The 20,401-nt window shown below is 43.8% G+C and carries 17 protein-coding genes; 6 read left to right on the forward strand and 11 right to left on the reverse strand.

The genetic code is table 11. The annotated features are described in order from the left end of the window. Positions 1-18: 18 nt before the first annotated feature. The 4 genes from nagA (at position 19) to B9A91_RS11240 (ending at position 4,400) form a co-directional block, all read left to right on the forward strand. Positions 19-1,125: an N-acetylglucosamine-6-phosphate deacetylase gene (gene nagA, locus B9A91_RS11225; protein WP_084238493.1), complete on the forward strand. Its 1,107-nt coding sequence runs from the start codon at positions 19-21 to the stop codon at positions 1,123-1,125. Positions 1,126-1,239: 114 nt separating this feature from the next. Next, positions 1,240-1,947, forward strand: a complete 708-nt coding sequence (gene pyrH / locus B9A91_RS11230) for a UMP kinase (RefSeq protein WP_084238495.1) — start codon at positions 1,240-1,242, stop codon at positions 1,945-1,947. Between the two features lie 40 nt (positions 1,948-1,987). Further along, complete coding sequence (frr, locus tag B9A91_RS11235) at positions 1,988-2,551, forward strand: ribosome recycling factor (RefSeq protein ID WP_084238497.1); 564 nt, start codon at positions 1,988-1,990, stop codon at positions 2,549-2,551. Positions 2,552-2,645: 94 nt separating this feature from the next. Continuing rightward, positions 2,646-4,400: an ABC transporter ATP-binding protein gene (locus tag B9A91_RS11240; protein ID WP_084238499.1), complete on the forward strand. Its 1,755-nt coding sequence runs from the start codon at positions 2,646-2,648 to the stop codon at positions 4,398-4,400. On the opposite strand, the gene B9A91_RS11245 is transcribed toward B9A91_RS11240, so the two are convergent. From B9A91_RS11245 to pnuC, 5 genes are all read right to left on the reverse strand, one after another. After that, on the reverse strand, positions 4,397-5,674 hold the full coding sequence (locus B9A91_RS11245; RefSeq protein WP_084238500.1) for an MFS transporter: 1,278 nt from the start codon (positions 5,672-5,674) through the stop codon (positions 4,397-4,399). The genes B9A91_RS11240 and B9A91_RS11245 overlap by 4 nt on opposite strands. A 35-nt stretch (positions 5,675-5,709) precedes the next feature. After that, a complete protein-coding gene (locus B9A91_RS11250) occupies positions 5,710-6,342 on the reverse strand; it encodes a thiamine phosphate synthase (RefSeq protein ID WP_084238503.1) in 633 nt (210 codons plus the stop codon). 7 nt (positions 6,343-6,349) lie between these two features. Beyond that, positions 6,350-8,824 (reverse strand): TonB-dependent receptor, encoded by a 2,475-nt coding sequence (locus tag B9A91_RS11255; RefSeq protein ID WP_317043329.1) that lies wholly within the window; start codon positions 8,822-8,824, stop codon positions 6,350-6,352. Between the two features lie 161 nt (positions 8,825-8,985). Then, a complete protein-coding gene (locus tag B9A91_RS11260) occupies positions 8,986-9,516 on the reverse strand; it encodes an AAA family ATPase (RefSeq protein ID WP_084238506.1) in 531 nt (176 codons plus the stop codon). Further along, positions 9,500-10,114 (reverse strand): nicotinamide riboside transporter PnuC, encoded by a 615-nt coding sequence (pnuC, locus tag B9A91_RS11265; protein WP_084238508.1) that lies wholly within the window; start codon positions 10,112-10,114, stop codon positions 9,500-9,502. The genes B9A91_RS11260 and pnuC overlap by 17 nt, the downstream gene beginning before the upstream one ends. Positions 10,115-10,446: 332 nt before the next feature. On the opposite strand from pnuC, the gene B9A91_RS11270 reads away from it, so the two are divergent. Together B9A91_RS11270 and carB are read left to right on the forward strand one after the other, a co-directional pair. Then, a complete protein-coding gene (locus B9A91_RS11270) occupies positions 10,447-10,758 on the forward strand; it encodes a carboxypeptidase-like regulatory domain-containing protein (RefSeq protein ID WP_084238511.1) in 312 nt (103 codons plus the stop codon). Positions 10,759-10,974: 216 nt separating this feature from the next. After that, positions 10,975-13,791: a carbamoyl-phosphate synthase large subunit gene (gene carB / locus B9A91_RS11275; RefSeq protein WP_084238513.1), complete on the forward strand. Its 2,817-nt coding sequence runs from the start codon at positions 10,975-10,977 to the stop codon at positions 13,789-13,791. Between the two features lie 39 nt (positions 13,792-13,830). Here the strand turns inward: carB and B9A91_RS11280 are convergent, their stop codons facing one another. From B9A91_RS11280 to B9A91_RS11305, 6 genes are all read right to left on the reverse strand, one after another. Beyond that, positions 13,831-14,793, reverse strand: coding sequence for a DUF3137 domain-containing protein (locus B9A91_RS11280; RefSeq protein WP_084238515.1), 963 nt, complete (start codon positions 14,791-14,793; stop codon positions 13,831-13,833). Further along, complete coding sequence (locus B9A91_RS11285; protein WP_084238517.1) at positions 14,793-15,347, reverse strand: LemA family protein; 555 nt, start codon at positions 15,345-15,347, stop codon at positions 14,793-14,795. Before B9A91_RS11285 ends, B9A91_RS11280 begins: the two co-directional genes overlap by 1 nt. A gap of 298 nt (positions 15,348-15,645) precedes the next feature. Continuing rightward, positions 15,646-17,022 (reverse strand): DNA repair protein RadA, encoded by a 1,377-nt coding sequence (gene radA / locus B9A91_RS11290; protein WP_084238519.1) that lies wholly within the window; start codon positions 17,020-17,022, stop codon positions 15,646-15,648. A 293-nt stretch (positions 17,023-17,315) separates the two neighbouring features. Beyond that, entirely contained in the window at positions 17,316-18,866 is a 1,551-nt protein-coding gene (locus B9A91_RS11295) for an Rne/Rng family ribonuclease (protein ID WP_084238521.1), read from the reverse strand. 255 nt (positions 18,867-19,121) lie between these two features. Further along, positions 19,122-19,898 carry a tetratricopeptide repeat protein gene (locus B9A91_RS11300; protein ID WP_235012530.1) on the reverse strand — a complete coding sequence of 259 codons (777 nt, stop codon included), beginning with the start codon at positions 19,896-19,898 and terminating at the stop codon, positions 19,122-19,124. Positions 19,899-19,996: 98 nt separating this feature from the next. Continuing rightward, a complete protein-coding gene (locus B9A91_RS11305; RefSeq protein ID WP_012780307.1) occupies positions 19,997-20,299 on the reverse strand; it encodes an HU family DNA-binding protein in 303 nt (100 codons plus the stop codon). Positions 20,300-20,401 lie beyond the last annotated feature (102 nt).

Consider the following 20,401-nt stretch of genomic DNA (forward strand, 5'->3'; position numbering starts at 1 on the left):
AAACTTTGATCTTACCCTATGATTGCGATTACCAACTGTAAGCTTTTTATAAATGGCGCCTTGCATACCGATCAATCTGTTTTAATTGAAAAGGGGAAAATAACAGCAATTTCGACCGCAGAAATACCAGAAGCCTATGAGCTTATGGATGCGGAAGGAGCTTATCTGTGCCCTTCATTTATTGACCTTCAGATTTATGGTAGCGGTGGGCCGCTTTTTTCCGCCTATCCTTCGGTGGCCACCCTGAAACAGATGGATGCTGATCTGATGGCCAAAGGAACTACAGGCTTCCTGGCCTGCGTCGCTACCAATAGCATGGAGGTGATGTATGAAAGTATAGCCGCGGCTAAAGCTTACTGGCCAGAGCGTAACGGCTTTTTAGGCCTGCACCTGGAAGGACCATTTATCAACCCCAAACGTAGAGGCGCACATGTAGAAGCTTTTATTCATAAGGCCGGAATGGATGAAGTAAAACGCCTGCTGGATGCGGCCGATGGTACGGTAAGGATGATGACCCTGGCCGCCGAGCTGCAGGACGACAACGTGATCAGCTATTTGCTGGACAATGATGTCGTCTTATCACTGGGCCATAGCGATGCCAGCTTTAGCGAAGCTACGACAGCTTACAACAAAGGATTTAAGACGACCACGCATTTATTTAATGCGATGCCTCCCATTCATCACAGGGCCCCTAATTTACCTGTCGCAGTATTTAACCATCCTTCGGCCATGGCCAGTATTATTGCGGATGGCAGTCATGTCGATTTTGAAATGGTCAGCATCAGTCACAGGTTAATGAAAGACCGGCTTTTTCTGATTACAGATGCGGTTACGGAATGTAGCATCGGACCATACCAGCATCAGCTTTTGGGCGATAAATTTATCACTCCTGATGGTACGCTTTCGGGCTCTAACATCACCATGCTACAGGGCGTTCGGAACTGTGTGGAACATTGTCATATTGCGCTGCCCGACGCTTTAAAACTGGCGTCCGAAAATCCTGCAAAATTAATGGGGTTGACTCAGGAAATAGGTTTTCTTAGCATTGGTAACCGTGCAAACCTGCTGTTGCTCAGTCCTGAACTGGAACTTAAAAAAGTTTTAGTAGATGGTTTATGCATTTAAGCCCTGATGAATTAAAACAGATTTTATTTTTTCGCAGACCTTTGATTTTTTTCATCGGTAGCGAAGAGATCGATAAAATTGCTCTTTTCAGCAATTTTATCTAAGTTTGAAGCCATGAAGTATAAACGGATCCTGCTAAAATTAAGCGGCGAATCGCTGATGGGCGAAAAACAATATGGTATTGATAATGAGGTAGTAAGGCAATATGCTGAAGACATTAAAGCTGTACACGACCAAGGACTTGAAATCGCAATTGTTATTGGAGGGGGAAACATTTTTAGGGGATTAAGTGCAGAGAAGTCGGGTATGGACCGTGCGCAGGCCGATTATATGGGGATGCTGGCCACAGTAATCAACAGCATGGCGCTGCAGGACGCGCTTGAAAAAGTTGGTTTAAAAACCAGGTTGCTTACCGCAATAAAAATGGAGCAGATCTGTGAACCTTTTATCCGCCGCAGGGCTGTACGCCATCTTGAAAAAGGACGTGTTGTTATTTTTGGTGCAGGAACCGGTAATCCTTATTTTACCACAGATTCGGCCGCTGCATTAAGGGCCATTGAAATAAAGGCTGATGTAGTATTGAAAGGGACACGGGTTGATGGCATTTATACCGCTGATCCGGAAAAAGACCCGGCAGCGACAAAATATTCTGAGATTTCCTTTAAAGAGGTTTATGCAAAAGGCTTAAATGTGATGGATATGACCGCCTTTACCCTTTGCGAGGAAAATGATTTGCCAATTATTGTTTTTGACATGAACAAAACCGGTAATTTCATGAAAATTGCAAATGGAGACGGGATAGGTACATTGGTTAGGAGCTGATGCTAAATAAATTTTATATTTTTGGTTAAATTTTACAATTATGAATGACCTCATAAAGAAACAATTACAAGATGCTCAGGCCACTATGGATAAAGCCATTTTGCATTGCGAAGCTGAACTGACGAAGATCCGTGCAGGTAAAGCATCGGCAGGAATGCTGGATGGCATCATGGTTGATTATTACGGAAGTCCAACCCCGCTAAGCCAGGTGGCAAGCATCAATACGCCTGATGCACGCACATTGATCCTGCAGCCCTGGGAGAAAACATTGCTTACACCTATTGAAAGGGCCATTATGGAAGCTAATATTGGCATCAACCCACAAAATGATGGTATTGTGATCCGTTTGGTGGTTCCCCCGCTCACAGAGGAGCGTAGAAGGGAACTGGTGAAAAAAGTTAAGGAAGAAGCAGAAAGAGGCCGGATCACTGTACGTAACATCCGTAAAGATGCCAATGAGAAAATCAAAAAATTAAAAGGAGAGAGTGTTTCTGATGATGAAATCAAAACCGGGGAAGCTGAAGTACAGAAAATCACAGATGCCTACATCATCAAAGTGGATAAACATGCTGAAGCCAAAGAAAAAGATATCATGACAGTTTAATCCCCGGATTATAATCTGCTTGTAAATTAAAGGGAATGAAGGTAATGCTTCACTCCCTTTTTTTATTTTTAACCCCTCAAACAAAAATTGATCTATGAATTTACTGCTGGAATATTTAAAAAACCATAAATGGGTAGTGGTTTTAGCCCTTTTTCTTGCTGCAGTTAACATCGGATTTTCTTTGCTGGACCCCTACATTACAGGTAGAATTGTAGATGAGTTCATTGAAAAGAAGGATGTGCTGAACAAAAGCCAGTTTATTTTGGGTGTACTGGGCCTGGTGGGCTTAAGTGTTGGAGCTGCAATGGTGTCCAGGATAGCAAAGAACTTTCAGGATTATTTTACCAGTATCATTGTGCAAAAAGTTGGGGCACGTATGTATGCTGACGGACTAAAACATTCGCTGGAACTGCCCTATCAGGTTTTTGAAGATCAGCGCAGCGGTGAAACACTCGGCATTCTTCAGAAAGTAAGACTGGATTCAGAGAAATTCATTACCTCTTTTATCAGTATCCTGTTTGTCAGCCTTATAGGGATGGTATTCGTTATCGTCTATTCGGTAACGGTAAGCTATAAGGTAACCCTCATTTATTTTTCTGCAATTCCCATCATCAGCTTCGTGAGCTGGTTCCTGAGCAGGAAAATAAAGACCATTCAAAGAAAAATCATTGGCGAAACTACTGCATTGGCCGGATCAACAACAGAATCTTTAAGAAATATAGAGTTAGTTAAAAGTCTGGGCCTTGCCAATCAGGAAATTGAAAGACTCAATAAAACTACCTACAAAATCCTGGGACTGGAACTTCGGAAAGTGAAATATGTAAGAAGCATGAGCTTTGTGCAGGGCACAACTGTAAATTTTGTCAGGAGTGTAATGGTAGTAGTATTGCTGATTCTCATTTTTGAAAACACCATTTCACCAGGACAGTATTTTTCTTTTCTTTTTTACTCTTTCTTCCTTTTCGGGCCGTTACAGGAGTTGGGCAATGTTATCCTGGCCTGGCGCGAAGCTGAAGTTTCGCTTGGGAATTTTAAACGTATTTTAAGTACTCCGGTAGATGCAAAGCCACTTAACCCGGTTAAACTGGAAAAAATAAATAAGCTGGCTTTTGACTCCGTTAGCTTCAAGCACCTTACGGGGAAACACAACGCATTGAACAATATCAGTTTTACCACTCATAAAGGAGAAACCATTGCTTTTGTCGGGCCCTCGGGTTCCGGTAAAACGACACTTGTAAAACTGCTCGTGGGACTTTATCAACCCGGTGAAGGTGAAGTCTTTTACAACAACAGCTCTGGCAGGGAAATAGACCTGGACCTGTTAAGAGAAAAAATAGGTTTCGTTACACAAGATACGCAGCTTTTTTCAGGCACTATCAGAGAAAACCTGCAATTTGTAAGGCCTGGTGCAACAGATGAAGAATGCATGCGTGTATTACAGCAGGCGGCGTGTAACAATCTGCTGGCGCGTGCAGAGAATGGCCTGGATACCGTAATCGGAGAAGGAGGGGTGAAGGTATCTGGCGGGGAGAAACAACGCCTTTCCATAGCCCGGGCGCTTTTACGTCAGCCTGATATCCTGGTTTTTGACGAGGCAACATCTTCCCTGGATTCTTTAACTGAGGAAGAAATTACTGCAACAATCAGGGATATATCGGAACATACCAGTCACATCACCATTTTAATCGCCCATAGGCTGTCTACGATTAAGCATGCAGACCGTATCTATGTATTGGAACGGGGACATATCATTGAAGAGGGGAAACACGACGATCTGCTGGCCCTGAATGGCCTTTATTATGCCATGTGGAGGCAACAGATAGGAGAACGCCTTGAAGAGAGCGTTTAAACTTTCTGCTCATTGATGTCCTGCAGGCTCAGCTTCATCAGCCCTTTTGTTTTGAGGTAGGTAACCCCGGCCACCACAATGGTCATGCTGCCGCCGAATACTACTGCAGGAACAGTCCGCATCAGCTTGGCCGTTAAACCCGATTCAAAGGCGCCGATTTCGTTGGAGGAGCCAATAAACATACTGTTCACGGCCGATACCCTGCCACGCATTTCATCTGGCGTGAGCAGCTGCATGATCGTAGAGCGGATCAGTACACTTACACTGTCAAATGCGCCTTCCATGAACAGGAAGAACAGGGTGAGGTAAAAGTTTTTGGAAATGCCATAACAAATGATGCTTGTTCCAAAGCCGGTAACGGCAATGAGCAGGTTTCTCCAGGGTTTATTCATTGGCGAAAAGCGGGTCATGGCCAGCATGGTAATTACCGCCCCTGCCGATGCTGCAGCCCGCATAAAGCCCAAACCTTCGGAACCAACCTTGAGGATGTCGTTTGCAAAAACCGGCAACAGCGCCACCGCACCCCCAAAAAAGACAGAAAAGAGATCCAGGCTCATCGCACCCAGCATCATCTTGTTCTTAAATACAAACTTCACACCTTCCGTAAGGCTTTTTACGATGTTCTCCTTAGGGATAAACCTTGGAGGTACGGGTGTTAAAAGAAAGATAAAACCAAGCGCCACCAGAATAAAAGCAATAATAACCGCATAGGTGGTGGTTACGCCAAAAAACGCATAGATCAAACCGCCCACTGCCGGGCCCAGAATTGAAGCGGTCATGTAAGCTGAACTGTTCCAGGTACTTGAGTTTGGATAAAGTGCTTTGGGGACTACCTGCCCCATTACCGAAAAAGCGGCCGGACTATAGAAACCGCGAGCTATACCTATCCCGAAGATCATCAGGTACATCACCGGTACCACATATCCGGCAGGCACATACGCATGCATTTGCGGAATGGTAACCAGCATCATTACAAATGAACACAAAAATACCGTTGCAAAGATTTTCATCAGCAAACCGCGTTTTTCCGATTTATCGGCAACGTAGCCTCCGTATAGTGCAATGCCGATAGAAGGGACGGCCTCACAAAGCCCTACCAGGCCAAGGGCCAGCGGGTCTTTCGTCAGATGATAGATATGGAACCCAATAATTACAGCCTGCATCTGGTAGGCAAACGTAAAAAAGAACCGCATGCCCACATAATATCTGAATTCTTTAAGTCGTAGCGCTGCGTAGAGGTCGGGTTTTTCGGTTATGGCTGTCTGATCGTCCAAGGGTAGATACTTTAGACAAAGCTAAAGAAAAGTATTTACATGATCTTGTCATAAAATGACAGGTAGGCGTCCCGCATATCCTCTGCCTGGTTAATGGCTGCGGAGGCTGCAATTCCGAATATCCCGGTATGCATCAATGGTTCGATATCAGGAATGCCCACGCCCCCAACGGCTAGCACCGGTAAATCAATTGATTTTTCTTTCAAAATCTTCATGGCATTCCTGTACCCTTCAATGCCGAGTAAAGGCAGCTCGTTAGGTTTGGTAATGGTGGTATAAAAAGGGCCAAAACCCGCATAATCTGCGCCTTCAGTGGCCAGTCTTATTAAGCCCTCAGCTGTATTTGCCGATCCTCCTATCGTAACGGCCTCGCCGAGCTCTTCCCTCAACCGAACAAAATCTGCGTCCATATCTTCTATATGAAAGCCCTGGATATCTGCCTTGCCGTTCAGCTGCACATGATCTGTAACGATCAGGGTCGCGCCCCAGTCGTCACAAATCCCTGCAATGGCATTGATATCTTCCAGCAATGCCTCCTCATTTTTTGTCAGGCAGCGGTATTGTATCCATTTCGCACCGGACTCGCAGGCAATCTGTGCCTGTTCAATATGGCTCAGCTGTGGAATGTCGTGGGTAATGAAATGCAGTTTTTCAATGAATTTCTTCATGATGGAATTAAAATTTCAGGTTCAGCGAAATTAAGAAATTAGTTCCGGCCTGAGGAAAGTAAAAATTCTCTGTTGTTTTTCCCCATGGGTAAATGGAGCTGTAGGTATAACCATTGCTCTCATATTTCTCATTAAAGATGTTGTTCACCAATACCCCTATGTTGATGTTTTTAATTCCCTTTAAACGGAAATCGTAGCCTAATCTGGCGTTGCTGACCCAATAAGCATCGAGCCTGCGGCTTTCGTTTTGTGTATTGTCCATGTACTGCCGGCCTACATATTTACTTTGCAGGGCTATGGCAAAGCCCGATAGCGGTTTATACACCAGCTCTCCAAACAATACCGTATTGGGCGAGAAAGCAATATCCGGGCTGGCGTAGGTAGTTGCCTGCATACCTATAAAATCGAAATTGGCATCGTATTCTGCAATGTAATCAATATAGTTTTTGATCTTGTTCCTGCTTAAGGCTGCATTGGCGTTCAGGGCAAACTGTTGGCTGATCACATACGAAGCGTCCAGCTCAATACCCATTCTTGAGCTTTTGTCTACATTCTGACGGTAAGGGTCACCTCCGTCATTGATCTCGCCGGTGAAGATCAGCTGGTCTTTATAAAACATGCCGTAGACATTAATTCCTGCATCCAGACTGCTGTTTTTGAAGCGATAGCCAGCTTCTATATTGTTCAGCTGCTCCGGTTTTGGTACCGGCAAGCCGCTTTTCAGGTTGATGAAATCATCGCGGTTGGGCTCCTTGTTTCCCACACTGAACGACGCATAGACATTGCTTTGCCCATCTACAAAATAAGTAGCCCCGGCTTTGGGATTAAAAAAGTTATAATTATTGTGGAAATCAAGCGCATTACGGTTCTTGTCTGTTCCCGTAATGGCGTAAGCCACATTCCTGTATTGTAAATCGGCGAACAGGTTCAGCTTGTCGTCAACCGTATAATTTACTTTCAGAAAGCTGTTAAAGTCGTCTTTGTTGCCTTTACCATCATAATAATGACGGTCATTGTCGCCGTTTGAGGCATATTCGGCCCAGATCACCTGACCGAAATGCTTGCCCCTGTACTGGTTGTAGGCACCACCCAATGTAAAGCTTAAGTCAGACACGGGCAGGTAATTGAAAGCATAGGTAAAACCATAAAAATCATTGTCCAGCCAGCGCCTGCGCACCAGGTTTGTTCTGCTTACAGACGATCCTCCGATAGTGACATCGGGCAGGCCGTACTTACTGAACTTTTGGCCGTTTTTATATTCTTCGAAATAACCTTTTCCAGCCGTATAATGCAAGGCCCCGTTAAAAGAGAACTTTTCGCTGAACTGTTTTGCGTATAGCGCCTGGTAATGGTTTTGGGTATAATTGTCGTTCTGGTCCTTATACGTAAACTGGTTGTATGTACGGTTGTTTGAATTAAACAGCTTCAGGGAATCGGCCTCGGTATAGTACAAATAATCTCTGTTATTGGCATAATGCTCCTTTAAGCCCTCCAGGTTGCCACGCAGCTTAGCCTCAGGTACCCCGTTCCAGGCCTGGTAGGTTTTTTCCTGCCCGGAGAAAACATTGACCCGCAAAAGGTCTGTTTTGCCGTAGTACGCTCCGGAAAGGAAATACGATTTAAGGTCGGATGCCCCGCGGTCAACAAAACCATCGGATTTGATCCTTGAAAGACGTCCGTCGAAACTCCATTTGCCGTCTATCAGCCCGGAGCCCAGCTTAACGGTATTTTTTAAAGTCCCGAATGAACCTGCCGAATTGTTGAGTTCAGCATAAGCATTCTCCGAAAAAGAACCGGTCTGGATATTGACACTGCCGCCAAAAGCGCCCGCCCCATTGGTTGAAGTCCCTACACCGCGCTGGATCTGTATGTTGTCTACAGAAGAGGCAAAGTCGGGCATGTTCACCCAAAAGGTACCCTGGCTTTCGCTGTCATTGTAAGGAATCCCGTTTACCGTAATGTTGACCCTGCTGGCATCGCTGCCCCGGATCCTGATGCCTGTATAGCCCACGCCTGCACCCGCATCAGAAGTTACCACCACACCAGGGGTATTATTGATAATGAAAGGCAGGTCCTGCCCAAAGTTGTTTTGTTCAATTTCCGTTTTGCCAATATTTTTATAGGTTGTGGCCGAGCGGTCGCCTGCCCTTGTTGCCCGTACTATCACTTCATCTGCCAGGAATGCCTGGGGGCTGAGTACAAAGTCCAGTGTAGCATCTGTGGCTATCCTGACTGTTTTTTCTGTGCTCAGGTAACCGATATAACTGGCTGTTAGCACATAGGTGCCGGCTTTTAAGTTGTGGAACTGATATTTTCCCTGTGCATCTGTGATTAGGCCCGTGGCTTTATGCTTCAGTCTTATTGATGCACCCGGAAGTGCCTGTCCTGATTTTTCTGATACGCTACCGGAAATACTGAATTGTGCCATAGCAAAGCATGGCAATAGCAGCACGGCTAAGGCCGCAATAATTGATTTTTTCAACTGGCTTGTTTTTAAATAATGTTTCATACTCATCTCCCTCCGCCGGCATTATCCGGATCAGGTGCATACATCTGCGTACAGATGTATAGGGTATACTCTCAGCCTTTTTTTGTGTTTTTTACAAACAAGGCACCCCTTTTTGATGAAACAAAGGTACTCGCTTATTTTATCAATAGCAAATCCTCTACCGCTGAAATGGCATTACTCAGCCGGTCTTCCGCTCCGCCTACAACCACATAGTTTGCATTTAAGGCTTTAAGCTCTTTATGCCATACTTCCATGAAATGTTCCCGCTGATGCGGGAAGTCGCGCAAAGGGTCTTCCTGCCAGGGCAGGTCAATATCCATCAGCAGGTAAAAATCATAGCGATACTCAGGCAATGCATCAAGGACTACCTGTGGGGTTTCCCCGAAAACTTCATCGCTCCAGATCTTAACAGTAAGGAATGTGGTGTCACAAAAAATCAGGTCTTTTTGTGCAATGGCCAGTATCGATGCTTCCAGCGCAACCTGCCCGTGAAACATATTGATTTCGTCCTGTAAATTACAAGGCTCAGTTAATGCTGCACAGTAATAGCGGGCATACTCGGGCACCCAAAGGGTTTGGTAATGGGTCGCCAGCTGCGCTGTAATGGTCGATTTGCCGGTGCTCTCCGGACCAACAATGGCAATTTTTTTAATTTTCCTGTTCACGATAAGCCCTCCTCCAGTCTAAATAACCAACTGCTGCAATGTAAATGTATATGGCATACATCAAGGCTGTTGCATACAAATTTTTAGAAACATACATCCCTACATAAATGATGTCAACAAATATCCAGATGAGCCAGTTCTGTATCACTTTCCGGGCCAGGAATATCTGGGCAACCAGGCTGCAGGCGGTACAAAAACTGTCCAGATAAGGAAAGGAGGCGTCTGTTTTTTTATAAAGCAACTGCCCCAGCAGGAAAGTAAAAGTGACAATGCCAATGACCGACAGCAATATTTCTTTCTGGTTGATATTGGCGACGGGCCTGGAGGCCTCCGGGTTATTCCTGTTTTTGCTCCAGTAATACCAGCCATAGATGTTCATGAAAAAGAAGTAAAACTGAAGCCCCATATCTGCATACAGCTTCGATTCAAAGAAAATAAAAATGTAGATGACCACACTGACGATAGCTACGGGCCAGCTGTAAATGTTGTTTTTGGCTGCCAGCCATACACATAATATCCCGGTAAATACACCAAACCATTCCAGTGCCCCGGTCTGGATAAAGAATTGGGAAAAGCTGTCCTTCAGTAATTCGATCATCGCCCAAAAGTACTAAATGCTTCTGCATAAAAAAATCCGGCAGGGATGAACGCCCGTACCGGATAATAAACCAAACAAACTATTTATGAAGATTACCCTCATGAAAGAGGATTTTTTGAATCTTTATTTTAGAAACGCTAATTCTATGCATGTAGTACAAGATGCAGACCAATAGTGGCTATTCCCCTGTTTCGTGACGATCGGATGACCCCGTCATATTTTAGTTACATTTTATAAAACAAAACCCGGTCCCGTTTGTCTATAACAGGCGAGGAGAGAAATATGGCAAATGCTTACCAATTCATTAAAGGTTAAATTAAAATTGATGAAACATGAAAAAGTTAAGTTTTTTGGCGATGGCGGGATTGCTGATCGCTTTTTTCGCCTTTACTTTTATTAAAGATGGTGGCATACAAGGTAAAGTTACTCCTCCCGAAGGAGCCGTTCAGGTGCTTGCAGTTTCTGGGAAAGATACCCTGAAAACAGAAATCAACAACGGCAGCTTTTTGTTTGCGGCCGTAAAGCCGGGCACTTATACGTTATGGGTAAAAGCTAAAGCACCTTACAAAGATACTTCCCTCGAGAATGTAGCGGTAGTGGACAGCTCGACAACAGATGTGGGCGAGATCAAGTTATTGCAGTAATAAGCCTGAAAAAACTACATTTGGAGGACATTTAGTCCTCCTTTTTTATTTGCAGGGGTTTTTTAAAAAATAGCTGATATTTAATACACAAAACTGTATCTTTGCATCCCGACAGAAGAAGTCGGGAATTTTATAGCTCATCAAGAGCATCTCTGCACCACTCCTATCTGCAACACCATTTATTACCCATAAACACATTAGACTTTTTAAAGCCTTATGCCAAAAGACACCTCCATACGCTCAGTATTAATTATCGGATCGGGCCCTATCATTATTGGTCAGGCTTGCGAATTTGATTACTCCGGATCTCAAGCCGCTTTATCTTTAAAAGACGAGGGGATTGAAGTTTCGATCATCAATTCAAATCCTGCGACAATCATGACCGACAAAGTGATTGGCGACCATGTTTACCTCTGGCCTTTAACGGTAGATTCAATAGAGCAGATCCTTCAGGAACGCAAAATCGACGCTGTATTGCCTACCATGGGCGGACAAACAGCCTTAAACCTGTGTATTGAGGCAGACGAGCGTGGAATTTGGGAAAAATATGGGGTTAAAGTAATCGGTGTGGATGTCGCCGCAATCGAGAAAACAGAAAACCGGGAAGCCTTCCGCCAGCTGATGGTAGATATAGGTGTAGGAGTTGCAAAATCAAAAATTGCCAACTCTTTCCTTGAAGGTAAAGAAGCGGCCCAGGAAATTGGTTATCCGCTGGTTATCCGTCCTTCCTATACCTTAGGTGGTTACGGAGGTGGTTTCGTACACAAAAAAGAAGAATTTGACCAGGCCCTGAAACGCGGCCTTGAGGCTTCTCCAACCCACGAGGTATTAGTAGAGCAGGCGGTTTTAGGCTGGAAGGAATACGAACTGGAACTGCTGCGGGACAGCAATGATAACGTAATCATTATCTGTTCTATTGAAAACTTTGATCCGATGGGTATCCATACAGGAGATTCCATTACCGTAGCACCGGCAATGACCTTGTCCGACCGTTGTTATCAGGATATGCGTAACCAGGCGATCAAAATGATGCGTGCCATCGGAAACTTTGCCGGCGGTTGTAACGTACAGTTCTCAGTAAATCCCGACAATGATGAGATCATCGCTATCGAGATCAATCCCAGGGTCTCGCGTTCATCTGCGCTGGCCAGCAAGGCAACAGGATATCCGATCGCTAAGATCGCCGCTAAACTGGCCATAGGATATAACCTGGATGAACTGGAAAACCAGATCACCAAAACAACATCGGCCTACTTTGAGCCTACATTAGACTATGTCATCGTGAAAGTACCACGCTGGAACTTCGATAAGTTTAAGGGGGCCAATATGGAGCTGGGCCTGCAGATGAAATCTGTAGGTGAGGTGATGGCCATTGGCCGTACCTTTATCGAGGCCCTTCAAAAAGCGTGTCAGAGTCTGGAAATCGGCCGTGCAGGTCTGGGCGCCGACGGCAAACACAAAAGAAATATAGACGAGATCATGCATGGCCTGGAGCACGCCAGCTGGAACCGTTTGTTCCTGATCAAAGATGCCATGAGCATGGGCGTGCCATTGGAGTCAATCCGCAAAGTTACCCGTATCGACAAATGGTTCCTGTCGCAAATACAGGAACTGGTGCATCTGGAAACAGAACTGAAACGTTATTCACTAAACAATATCCCTAAAGATTTCTTCTTTACCTTAAAGCAAAAAGGCTTCTCAGATGTGCAGATTGCCTACCTGCTGGGCAATGTAACCGAAGATGAGGTTTACGAACGCAGAAAATCTTTAGGCATCAGACGCGTATATAAAATGGTGGATACCTGTGCTGCCGAATTTGCTGCACAAACCCCATATTACTACTCCACTTTTGAAGAGGAGAATGAATCGCAGCCTTCCGACAGGAAAAAAATTATCGTACTGGGCTCTGGTCCAAACCGTATCGGTCAGGGTATAGAATTCGATTACTCTTGTGTACACGGTTTGCTGGCTGCTAAAGAAAGCGGTTTTGAGGCGATCATGGTAAACTGTAACCCTGAAACGGTATCTACAGATTTTAACATGGCCGATAAGCTCTACTTTGAGCCTGTATTCTGGGAGCATGTTCGCGAAATCATTGAGCTGGAAAAACCGGAAGGGGTAATTGTACAGCTGGGCGGACAAACAGCTTTAAAGATGGCCGAGAAACTACATGAAAATGGCATCAGGATCATCGGTACTTCATACAATGATATGGATGTTGCAGAAGACAGGGGCCGTTTCTCTGATCTGCTGAAAGAACTGGAGATCCCTTATCCTAAATACGGCGTAGCAGAAAATGCTGAAGAAGCCATCGTGGTGGCCAATGAAGTAGGATACCCGGTCCTGGTAAGACCCAGTTATGTACTGGGCGGTCAGGGAATGAGCATCGTGATCAATGACGAAGACCTGGAAAAAGCTGTGGTAAAACTGCTGGGCGACCTGCCAGGAAACCGCGTGCTGATCGATCATTTCCTCGACAGGGCAGAAGAAACGGAGTCTGACTCGATCTGCGATGGCGAGGATGTGCATATTGTAGGATTGATGGAGCACATAGAGCCTGCGGGCATCCACTCCGGAGATTCAAGTGCGGTACTGCCGCCTTTCAGTTTATCTGAAAAGGTGATGAACGATATGGAGGTTTACTCTAAAAAAATTGCCAAAGCGCTGAATGTAATCGGATTGTTAAACATACAGTTTGCGGTGAAAGATGAGAAAGTATATGTGATAGAAGCCAACCCAAGGGCGTCGAGAACGGTTCCTTTCATTGCCAAGGCTTACGATGTGCCTTACATCAATATTGCCGCTAAGGTAATGCTGGGGGTGAATAAGCTGAAAGACTTTACCATCGAACGCAAGCTGGAAGGTTATGCAATTAAAGAACCGGTATTCTCTTTCAACAAATTCCCGGAAGTTACCAAAGAGTTAGGCCCGGAAATGAAGTCTACTGGCGAGGCAATCCGCTTCATCAGGAATACGGAAGATCCTTACTTCAGGCAACTCTATAAAGATAAGTCGATGTATTTGTCTAAATAACAGAAAAGTCCCGAAAGGGACTTTTTTTATTTACCACCTTTAAGACTTGGTCCAGATCCGGGTATTCAGGTCCAGGTCCTGAATGATTCCGTACATGAAACGGATGATTTCCATATCCTCGTTTAAAAAGGCCGGGTCCAGAAGGCTCTTGCGTAGCGGAGGTTCAAAATAATCTTTGTTTAATGGAAAGGCAATAAAAACACTGGACCCGATAAATGAAACAGCTATGGTATAGCTGCACCTGGCGTTTAAAGCACAAAGCCGTTCCATTAGCGCCGGGGTTAAAATGTACCTTGCTTCCACCTGATCGGTAGAATAGGTGACGAACTCTTTTTCGAAATCAGGGTTTTCCAGTTGCACCAGTTCTCTCCCCGAAGTAGAAAAGATAGGCATAGCTTTGGCCACCCATGCGCCTAATGCGGTACCTATATCCTTTGGCCGTACAACAGTGACACCGTTGAAATGTTTGTTGAAATCGGCATTAAATACGATCCCTTTCAGTATGGTATGCCAGTGTTCCTGTCGCCCGTTTTTGGTTTGGGTTACGGTTTTGTATTCGGCGTGGAGCTCAGAAAAGGAAAACTTCGTTTTTCCGGCGGTCCCCCAGATCTGGTCCTCGCTCGAATAACGGTCGGGCTCCATAGTGAATAAACGCGAATAAATGAAATCTTCTTCAGACAGGCCTGTAGTATAGTCTATTTGCAGGCTTTCATCAATTTCTTTCAAAGCCATGGCTACTACCCGCTGTTTAAAGCCGTGCCTGTAATAACCGAATCTGGTATTCGATTTACTGAGAAAAATAAAGCCGGCAATCAGTAAGGCCGCCCCAGCCACCGCTCCGGGTATAACAAAGCCTGAAAAAAATCCGGCTGCGATCAATACTATGCCTCCTGCAATGAACAGGTAGCTCTTTGTTTTGAGTGCTAAAACAGTTTTTCTTTCCTCCTCCAGTTCGGCTAGGGTATGCTGTAACGATTGCTGCCCTGAAGTGCTGTATTCCATTAGCTGTTAAACAGATCTTTTGCGCTGATGTTTTTGCGTTCTTCTTCTGTGCTGGCAAGGACCTCCATCGGTTGAAAGTTCATCATGCCCGCCAGCAGGCTGCCAGGAAACATCATGATGGCATTGTTGTAGGCCGTAATCGATGCATTGTAATTGCGCCTTGCAGCGGCAATCTGTTCTTCGCTCTCTGTCCAGGTGCTTTGCAAATTTAAAAAGTTCTGATTGGCTTTCAGGTCGGGATAGTTCTCTACATTCACCATCAGGCCCTTCATGCTCGAGCTGAGCTGATTGTCTATTTCCAGTTTCTCTGCATTGGTCATATCCGGATTTGCGGCCTTGCTCCGCAGCTCAACAATTTTGCCCAGAAGGCTTCCTTCGTAATCCATGTACTGCTTAACTGTTTCAATAAGGTTCGGCAAAAGGTCAAACCTTTTTTTAACCATTACATCAATAGCTGAAAAGGCATTGGTTACCTGGTTTCGTTTTCCAATCAGGGAATTGTAAATCACAATCCCGATGATAAGTACTGCCAGGATGATTAGCGTTATGATCATTTCTTGTTTTTTTGAATGAATAGATAGGCTAAATATATGTAGAAAAATTCAAAAAAAAATCCTCGTTACCTTACGATAACGAGGATAATCATCCCTATTGTTTGTTAAAATCCATAAATGAACGTTAACGCTTCAATTAAGGCAATTTGCAGGCCATTTTAAAAATGACTTTGATTGTTTGTTTAAGTTGCTGATATATAGGTGTATATGTTATTTGCTAAAAATAATATATAATGAAAAACGTAGAAATAAATACCCTAATTGTAGAATAAAGAGTATTTATTTCTACAATTTAGTCCTATCCGAACAGTATAGAAAATACATCCTCGATCTTACTTACTGCCGTAATCTCAATTTTATAGCGTTCGGTTACCAGTCCTTTTTTATTGTAATTGGAAATAAAGATCCGCTCAAAGCCCAGCTTTTCCGCTTCCATAATGCGTTGCTCAATGCGGCTTACGGCCCTGATTTCTCCGGAAAGCCCAACCTCTGCCGCAAAGCATATTTTTGAAGAAATGGATATTTCTTCATGCGAGGAAATGATGGCTACCATAATGGCGAGGTCTATGGCCGGGTCTTCCACTTTTATACCTCCGGCTATATTTAAAAAAACATCCCTGGTGCTCAATCTGAACCCACACCTTTTTTCAAGTACAGCCAGCAGCATGTTCATCCTTTTGGTGTCGAAGCCATTTGACGACCGCTGCGGCGTTCCGTAGGCGGCGGCGCTCACTAATGCCTGGGTTTCTATTAACATCGGCCTGGCGCCTTCTAAGGTGGCAGATATGGCGATTCCACTTAGCTCTTCTTCCCTTTGCGAAAGCAGGATCTCCGAAGGGTTCGATACCTGTCTCAATCCTGAGTTGTGCATGGCATAAATCCCCAATTCTGCAGCAGCCCCAAACCTGTTTTTGATTGCCCGCAATATCCGGTATACATGGTGCCTGTCGCCTTCAAACTGTAAAACAGTATCCACCATGTGCTCCAGTATTTTCGGGCCGGCTATGGTACCATCTTTGGTAATGTGTCCAATCAGGAATACCGGAGTGTCGGTTTCCTTTGCAAAACGGAGCAGCTCTGCCGTACATTCCCTAACCTGAGATACACTGCCTGGCGTAGATTCTATGTGTGCAGAATGCAATGTCTGTATGGAATCAACGATTACAATATCGGGTTCCAGTGCTTCCAGTTGTTTGAATATGTTTTGTGTGGATGTTTCTGTAAGGATATAGCAGTCGGCCTCGGGCTTGTCAGTAATGCGCTCTGCCCTCATTTTGATCTGCTGCTCACTCTCCTCGCCAGAAACATAGAGGATCTTTTTTCCGGGGATGTTCAAGGCAAGCTGCAGCATCAGCGTAGATTTTCCAATCCCGGGTTCACCGCCAATTAAAATTACAGAGCCGGCCACCAATCCGCCGCCCAGCACCCGGTCCAGCTCCTTATCGCCGGTTAAGGTACGTTCTTCGGTAATGGACTGAATGTGGTCTACCTTGTTGGGCTTATTTGCGCGCTCCATACCCGTATTGGTTTTCCAGGAAGGGACCTTTGCCGCTGCTTTTTCAATAACTTCTTCTACAAAAGTATTCCATTCATTACAGGAAGGGCATTTGCCCAGCCATTTAGCAGATTCATATCCGCAGCTCTGGCAAAAATATGCTGATTTTGTTTTAGCCACTTTATTTTATTTTAATGAAACATTTCGTTACCCTGAATATTCCAGGACCCCTTACTGTAACGCAGCTTTCTCTTTCGAGATCCTGACCTGAGTCGTAGCCGAAAGCTACGTGGTAAATTAATCACCTGCTGTAAGCGCGCTAAGGGCTCGGTGCAGGATGACAGGATGCACAGGAAAATGCGATATTTGTAAGGGTTTACGAATTTAGGTTAAATTCCAATAAGATCTGCTTCCAAACAAAACAGGCCTGATCTCTGTAATGAAATCAGGCCTGTTGAACAACCAATGTGCTGTTATAATTTGATCTCTTCGTCTTTAGACGAAATGAAGTGGAATTCTGTAAGGTTATAAGAGGGTACAGCTTTAATTTTTATGCGCTGTCCGAATTTAAAGAACCACTTCCACTGCAGGGAAATAAATCCCTTTTTGATAAAAGCTTCAATGTAAGGATGTACACAAAGTGTAATATTTTTTTCGTTTTGCTCCTGCAAAATATAGGTCAGGTTGTTTTCAATGTCATCCATCAAAACAATGCTGGCCTTAATTTCTCCCGTACCATCACAGGTTGGGCATTTCTCGCTGGTTACAATGTTCATCTCCGGTCTTACACGCTGACGGGTGATCTGTACCAGACCAAATTTACTTGGCGGAAGTATGGTATGCTTGGCGCGGTCAAGCTGCATCAGGTCTCTCAGATGATCGAACAGGATCTTCCTATTGGCCGCTTTGTGCATGTCAATAAAATCGATCACCACAATACCGCCCATATCACGTAAGCGAAGCTGACGGGCAATTTCTTTTGCTGCTTCCTTGTTCACCTGCAGGGCATTGTCTTCCTGGTTTTCCTTGCTTGCTGTTCTGTTGCCGCTGTTCACGTCAATCACATGCAGGGCCTCGGTATGCTCTACCACCAGGTAAGCGCCGCCGGCCAGGTTTACCGTTTTTCCAAAAGCATTTTTAATCTGCTTTTCAATTCCGAAATGCTCAAATATCGGCTCTTTATGCCGGTACAGTTTTACGATCTTTTCCATCTCCGGAGAGATCTCATGAACATAGGAGCGGATATCTTCGAAAAGATTACTGTCGCTCACATAAACATTCGTGAAATCAGTACTCAGGATGTCACGGATCAATGTTGATGTACGGTCCATTTCTCCCCATACCCGTTTGGATGGTTCAGCATCCGGAAGCTTCTTGATAAAGCTTTCCCATTTAGCTACCGAATCCAGAAGATCTTTCTGAAGTTCGGCAACGCCTTTTCCTTCCGATACGGTTCTGATGATGACACCAAAATTCTTCGGCTTAATACTTTCAATAATCTTTTTTAAACGATTACGTTCAGTATTGCTCTTGATCTTTTTTGAGATGGAGATCACATTTGAGAAGGGCACCAATACAATATATCTTCCTGCAATAGAAAGATCAGAACTTAAACGCGGTCCTTTAGTTGAAATTGGTTCTTTAGCGATCTGGACAGGCAGTACCAGGTTTTTAGCAACTACTTCTGATATTTTACCTGCTTTATTAATGTCACCCTCTAACTTGAAATTATCAAGTAAAGTGCCATTAACAGAGCCGTTTCGCTTAATTTTCGTAAGCTTTATTAAAGATTGGACTTGCGGGCCCAGATCGAAATAATGCAGGAATGCATCCTTTTCATAACCTACATCTACAAACGCAGCATTCAGGCCAGGCATAATTTTCTTTATACGGCCTAAATAAATGTCGCCTACAGCGTAGTTATTATCAATCTGTTCCTTATGAAGTTCTACAAGTTGTTTGTCTTCAACTAAAGCTATGGTTACTCCCTGAGGAGATGAATCTATAATTAGTTCCTTTACCAAAAGCTACAGATTTTAAGGTATAAATACCTTATTTAACACATGGACAATAAAAAAAAACTTGCTGCCAACAATTAAAGGCTACGATCACAAATCCTAGCCTTTTTTAGTTGTGCAATACATTAAGAAAAATTATTTTTTCTTATGTCTGTTTTTTCTTAAACGTTTTTTGCGTTTGTGCGTAGCCATTTTATGTCTCTTTCTTTTTTTACCGCTTGGCATAGTTTTAAATTTTAAATATTTTTATAAATCTGTTTATTAATTTTTGCTGCTCAACGCTTTAACTTTATCGTCAATAAATTTTGATAAGGTAGCATTGCCAGCTAATTTTTTACTTTTTAAGTAAGCATCGATCGCTTCCTGGTTTTTTCCAAGGTTTTCATAAGCCGTTCCCAGATAAAAATAAGCATCTGGTGTAGGTTTTATGGCAATGATGCTGTTAAACCTGGTAATCGCTTTGTCAAACTGACCCGATTTGATGGCAAAAGTACCTAAGCTCATGTTAGCTTTTAAGTTCTTAGGGTCTTTTTTAACCACATCCATCAGCATGGCTATCCCCTGCATTGGCATGCCCATTCCATTTACTATGGTTATGCCCAATCCGGTTTTAGCATCCGCGCTGGTAGAGTCTATCTTTGCCGCATGGGTATAGGCCGTGTTGGCTTTTTGTAACAATGCAGGCTGCAATAAACTGTCACGGGTATTGTCAAAAGCTTTTAAGAACCGGTCGCCGGTTACCAGCCAGTTATTTAAGCTCTGCTCCTTTTCTGCTACGATCTCTAAATACAGTGCGCTGGGAACAGCTTGTTCCACATCGTCCCATTTTTGGGCCAGTAATTTCGCCGCTTCAGCTTTTTTAGCTTCCGGAGCCGATTTAAAGGCGTTTTCCAATGAAGTGATCTCGGCAGAGAGGTTTGCACTCAGTAAATTCTTGCCAGTAGTTGAAACCTCATTTAAATTAATAGCTGCTGTTTCAGTGGCGGCCATCTGACCACCAGCAGGAACAGCAGCTTTAGGCTCTTCTTTTGGCTTCACCAAACCTTTAATATCCCTTGTAAACAAAAATGCAACGAGCAAAACCATTGCACTTATTAAAATAATTTGTTTAGAACGGATACTGTTTATCATGGCTATTAAGCTTCTACACTAAGTTTTTTAGAGTTGTTTTTTACCTTGTCAACAAAAACCTTTGCTGGTTTAAAACTTGGTACAAAGTGCTCAGGGATGATGATCGCTGTATTTTTAGAAATATTTCTTGCAGTTTTTTGTGCTCTCTTTTTTACAACAAAACTACCGAAACCTCTTACATATACATTTTCGCCACCGATCATACTGTTTTTGATGACCTTGAAAAATGCCTCAACGGTTTCTTGTACATCTACCTTTTCAATTCCTGTTTTCGTTGATATTTCTGAAATAATATCTGCCTTAGTCATATTTTTTGTTTTATTAATTTACTGTGTGTTGTATATTATAAATGTTTTGGGGTTGCAAAAGTATTGCTTTTTAATGAGATAGGAAAATAAAAGATGATTTAT

It is taken from the genome of Pedobacter africanus, from assembly GCF_900176535.1.
Lineage (GTDB): Bacteria > Bacteroidota > Bacteroidia > Sphingobacteriales > Sphingobacteriaceae > Pedobacter > Pedobacter africanus.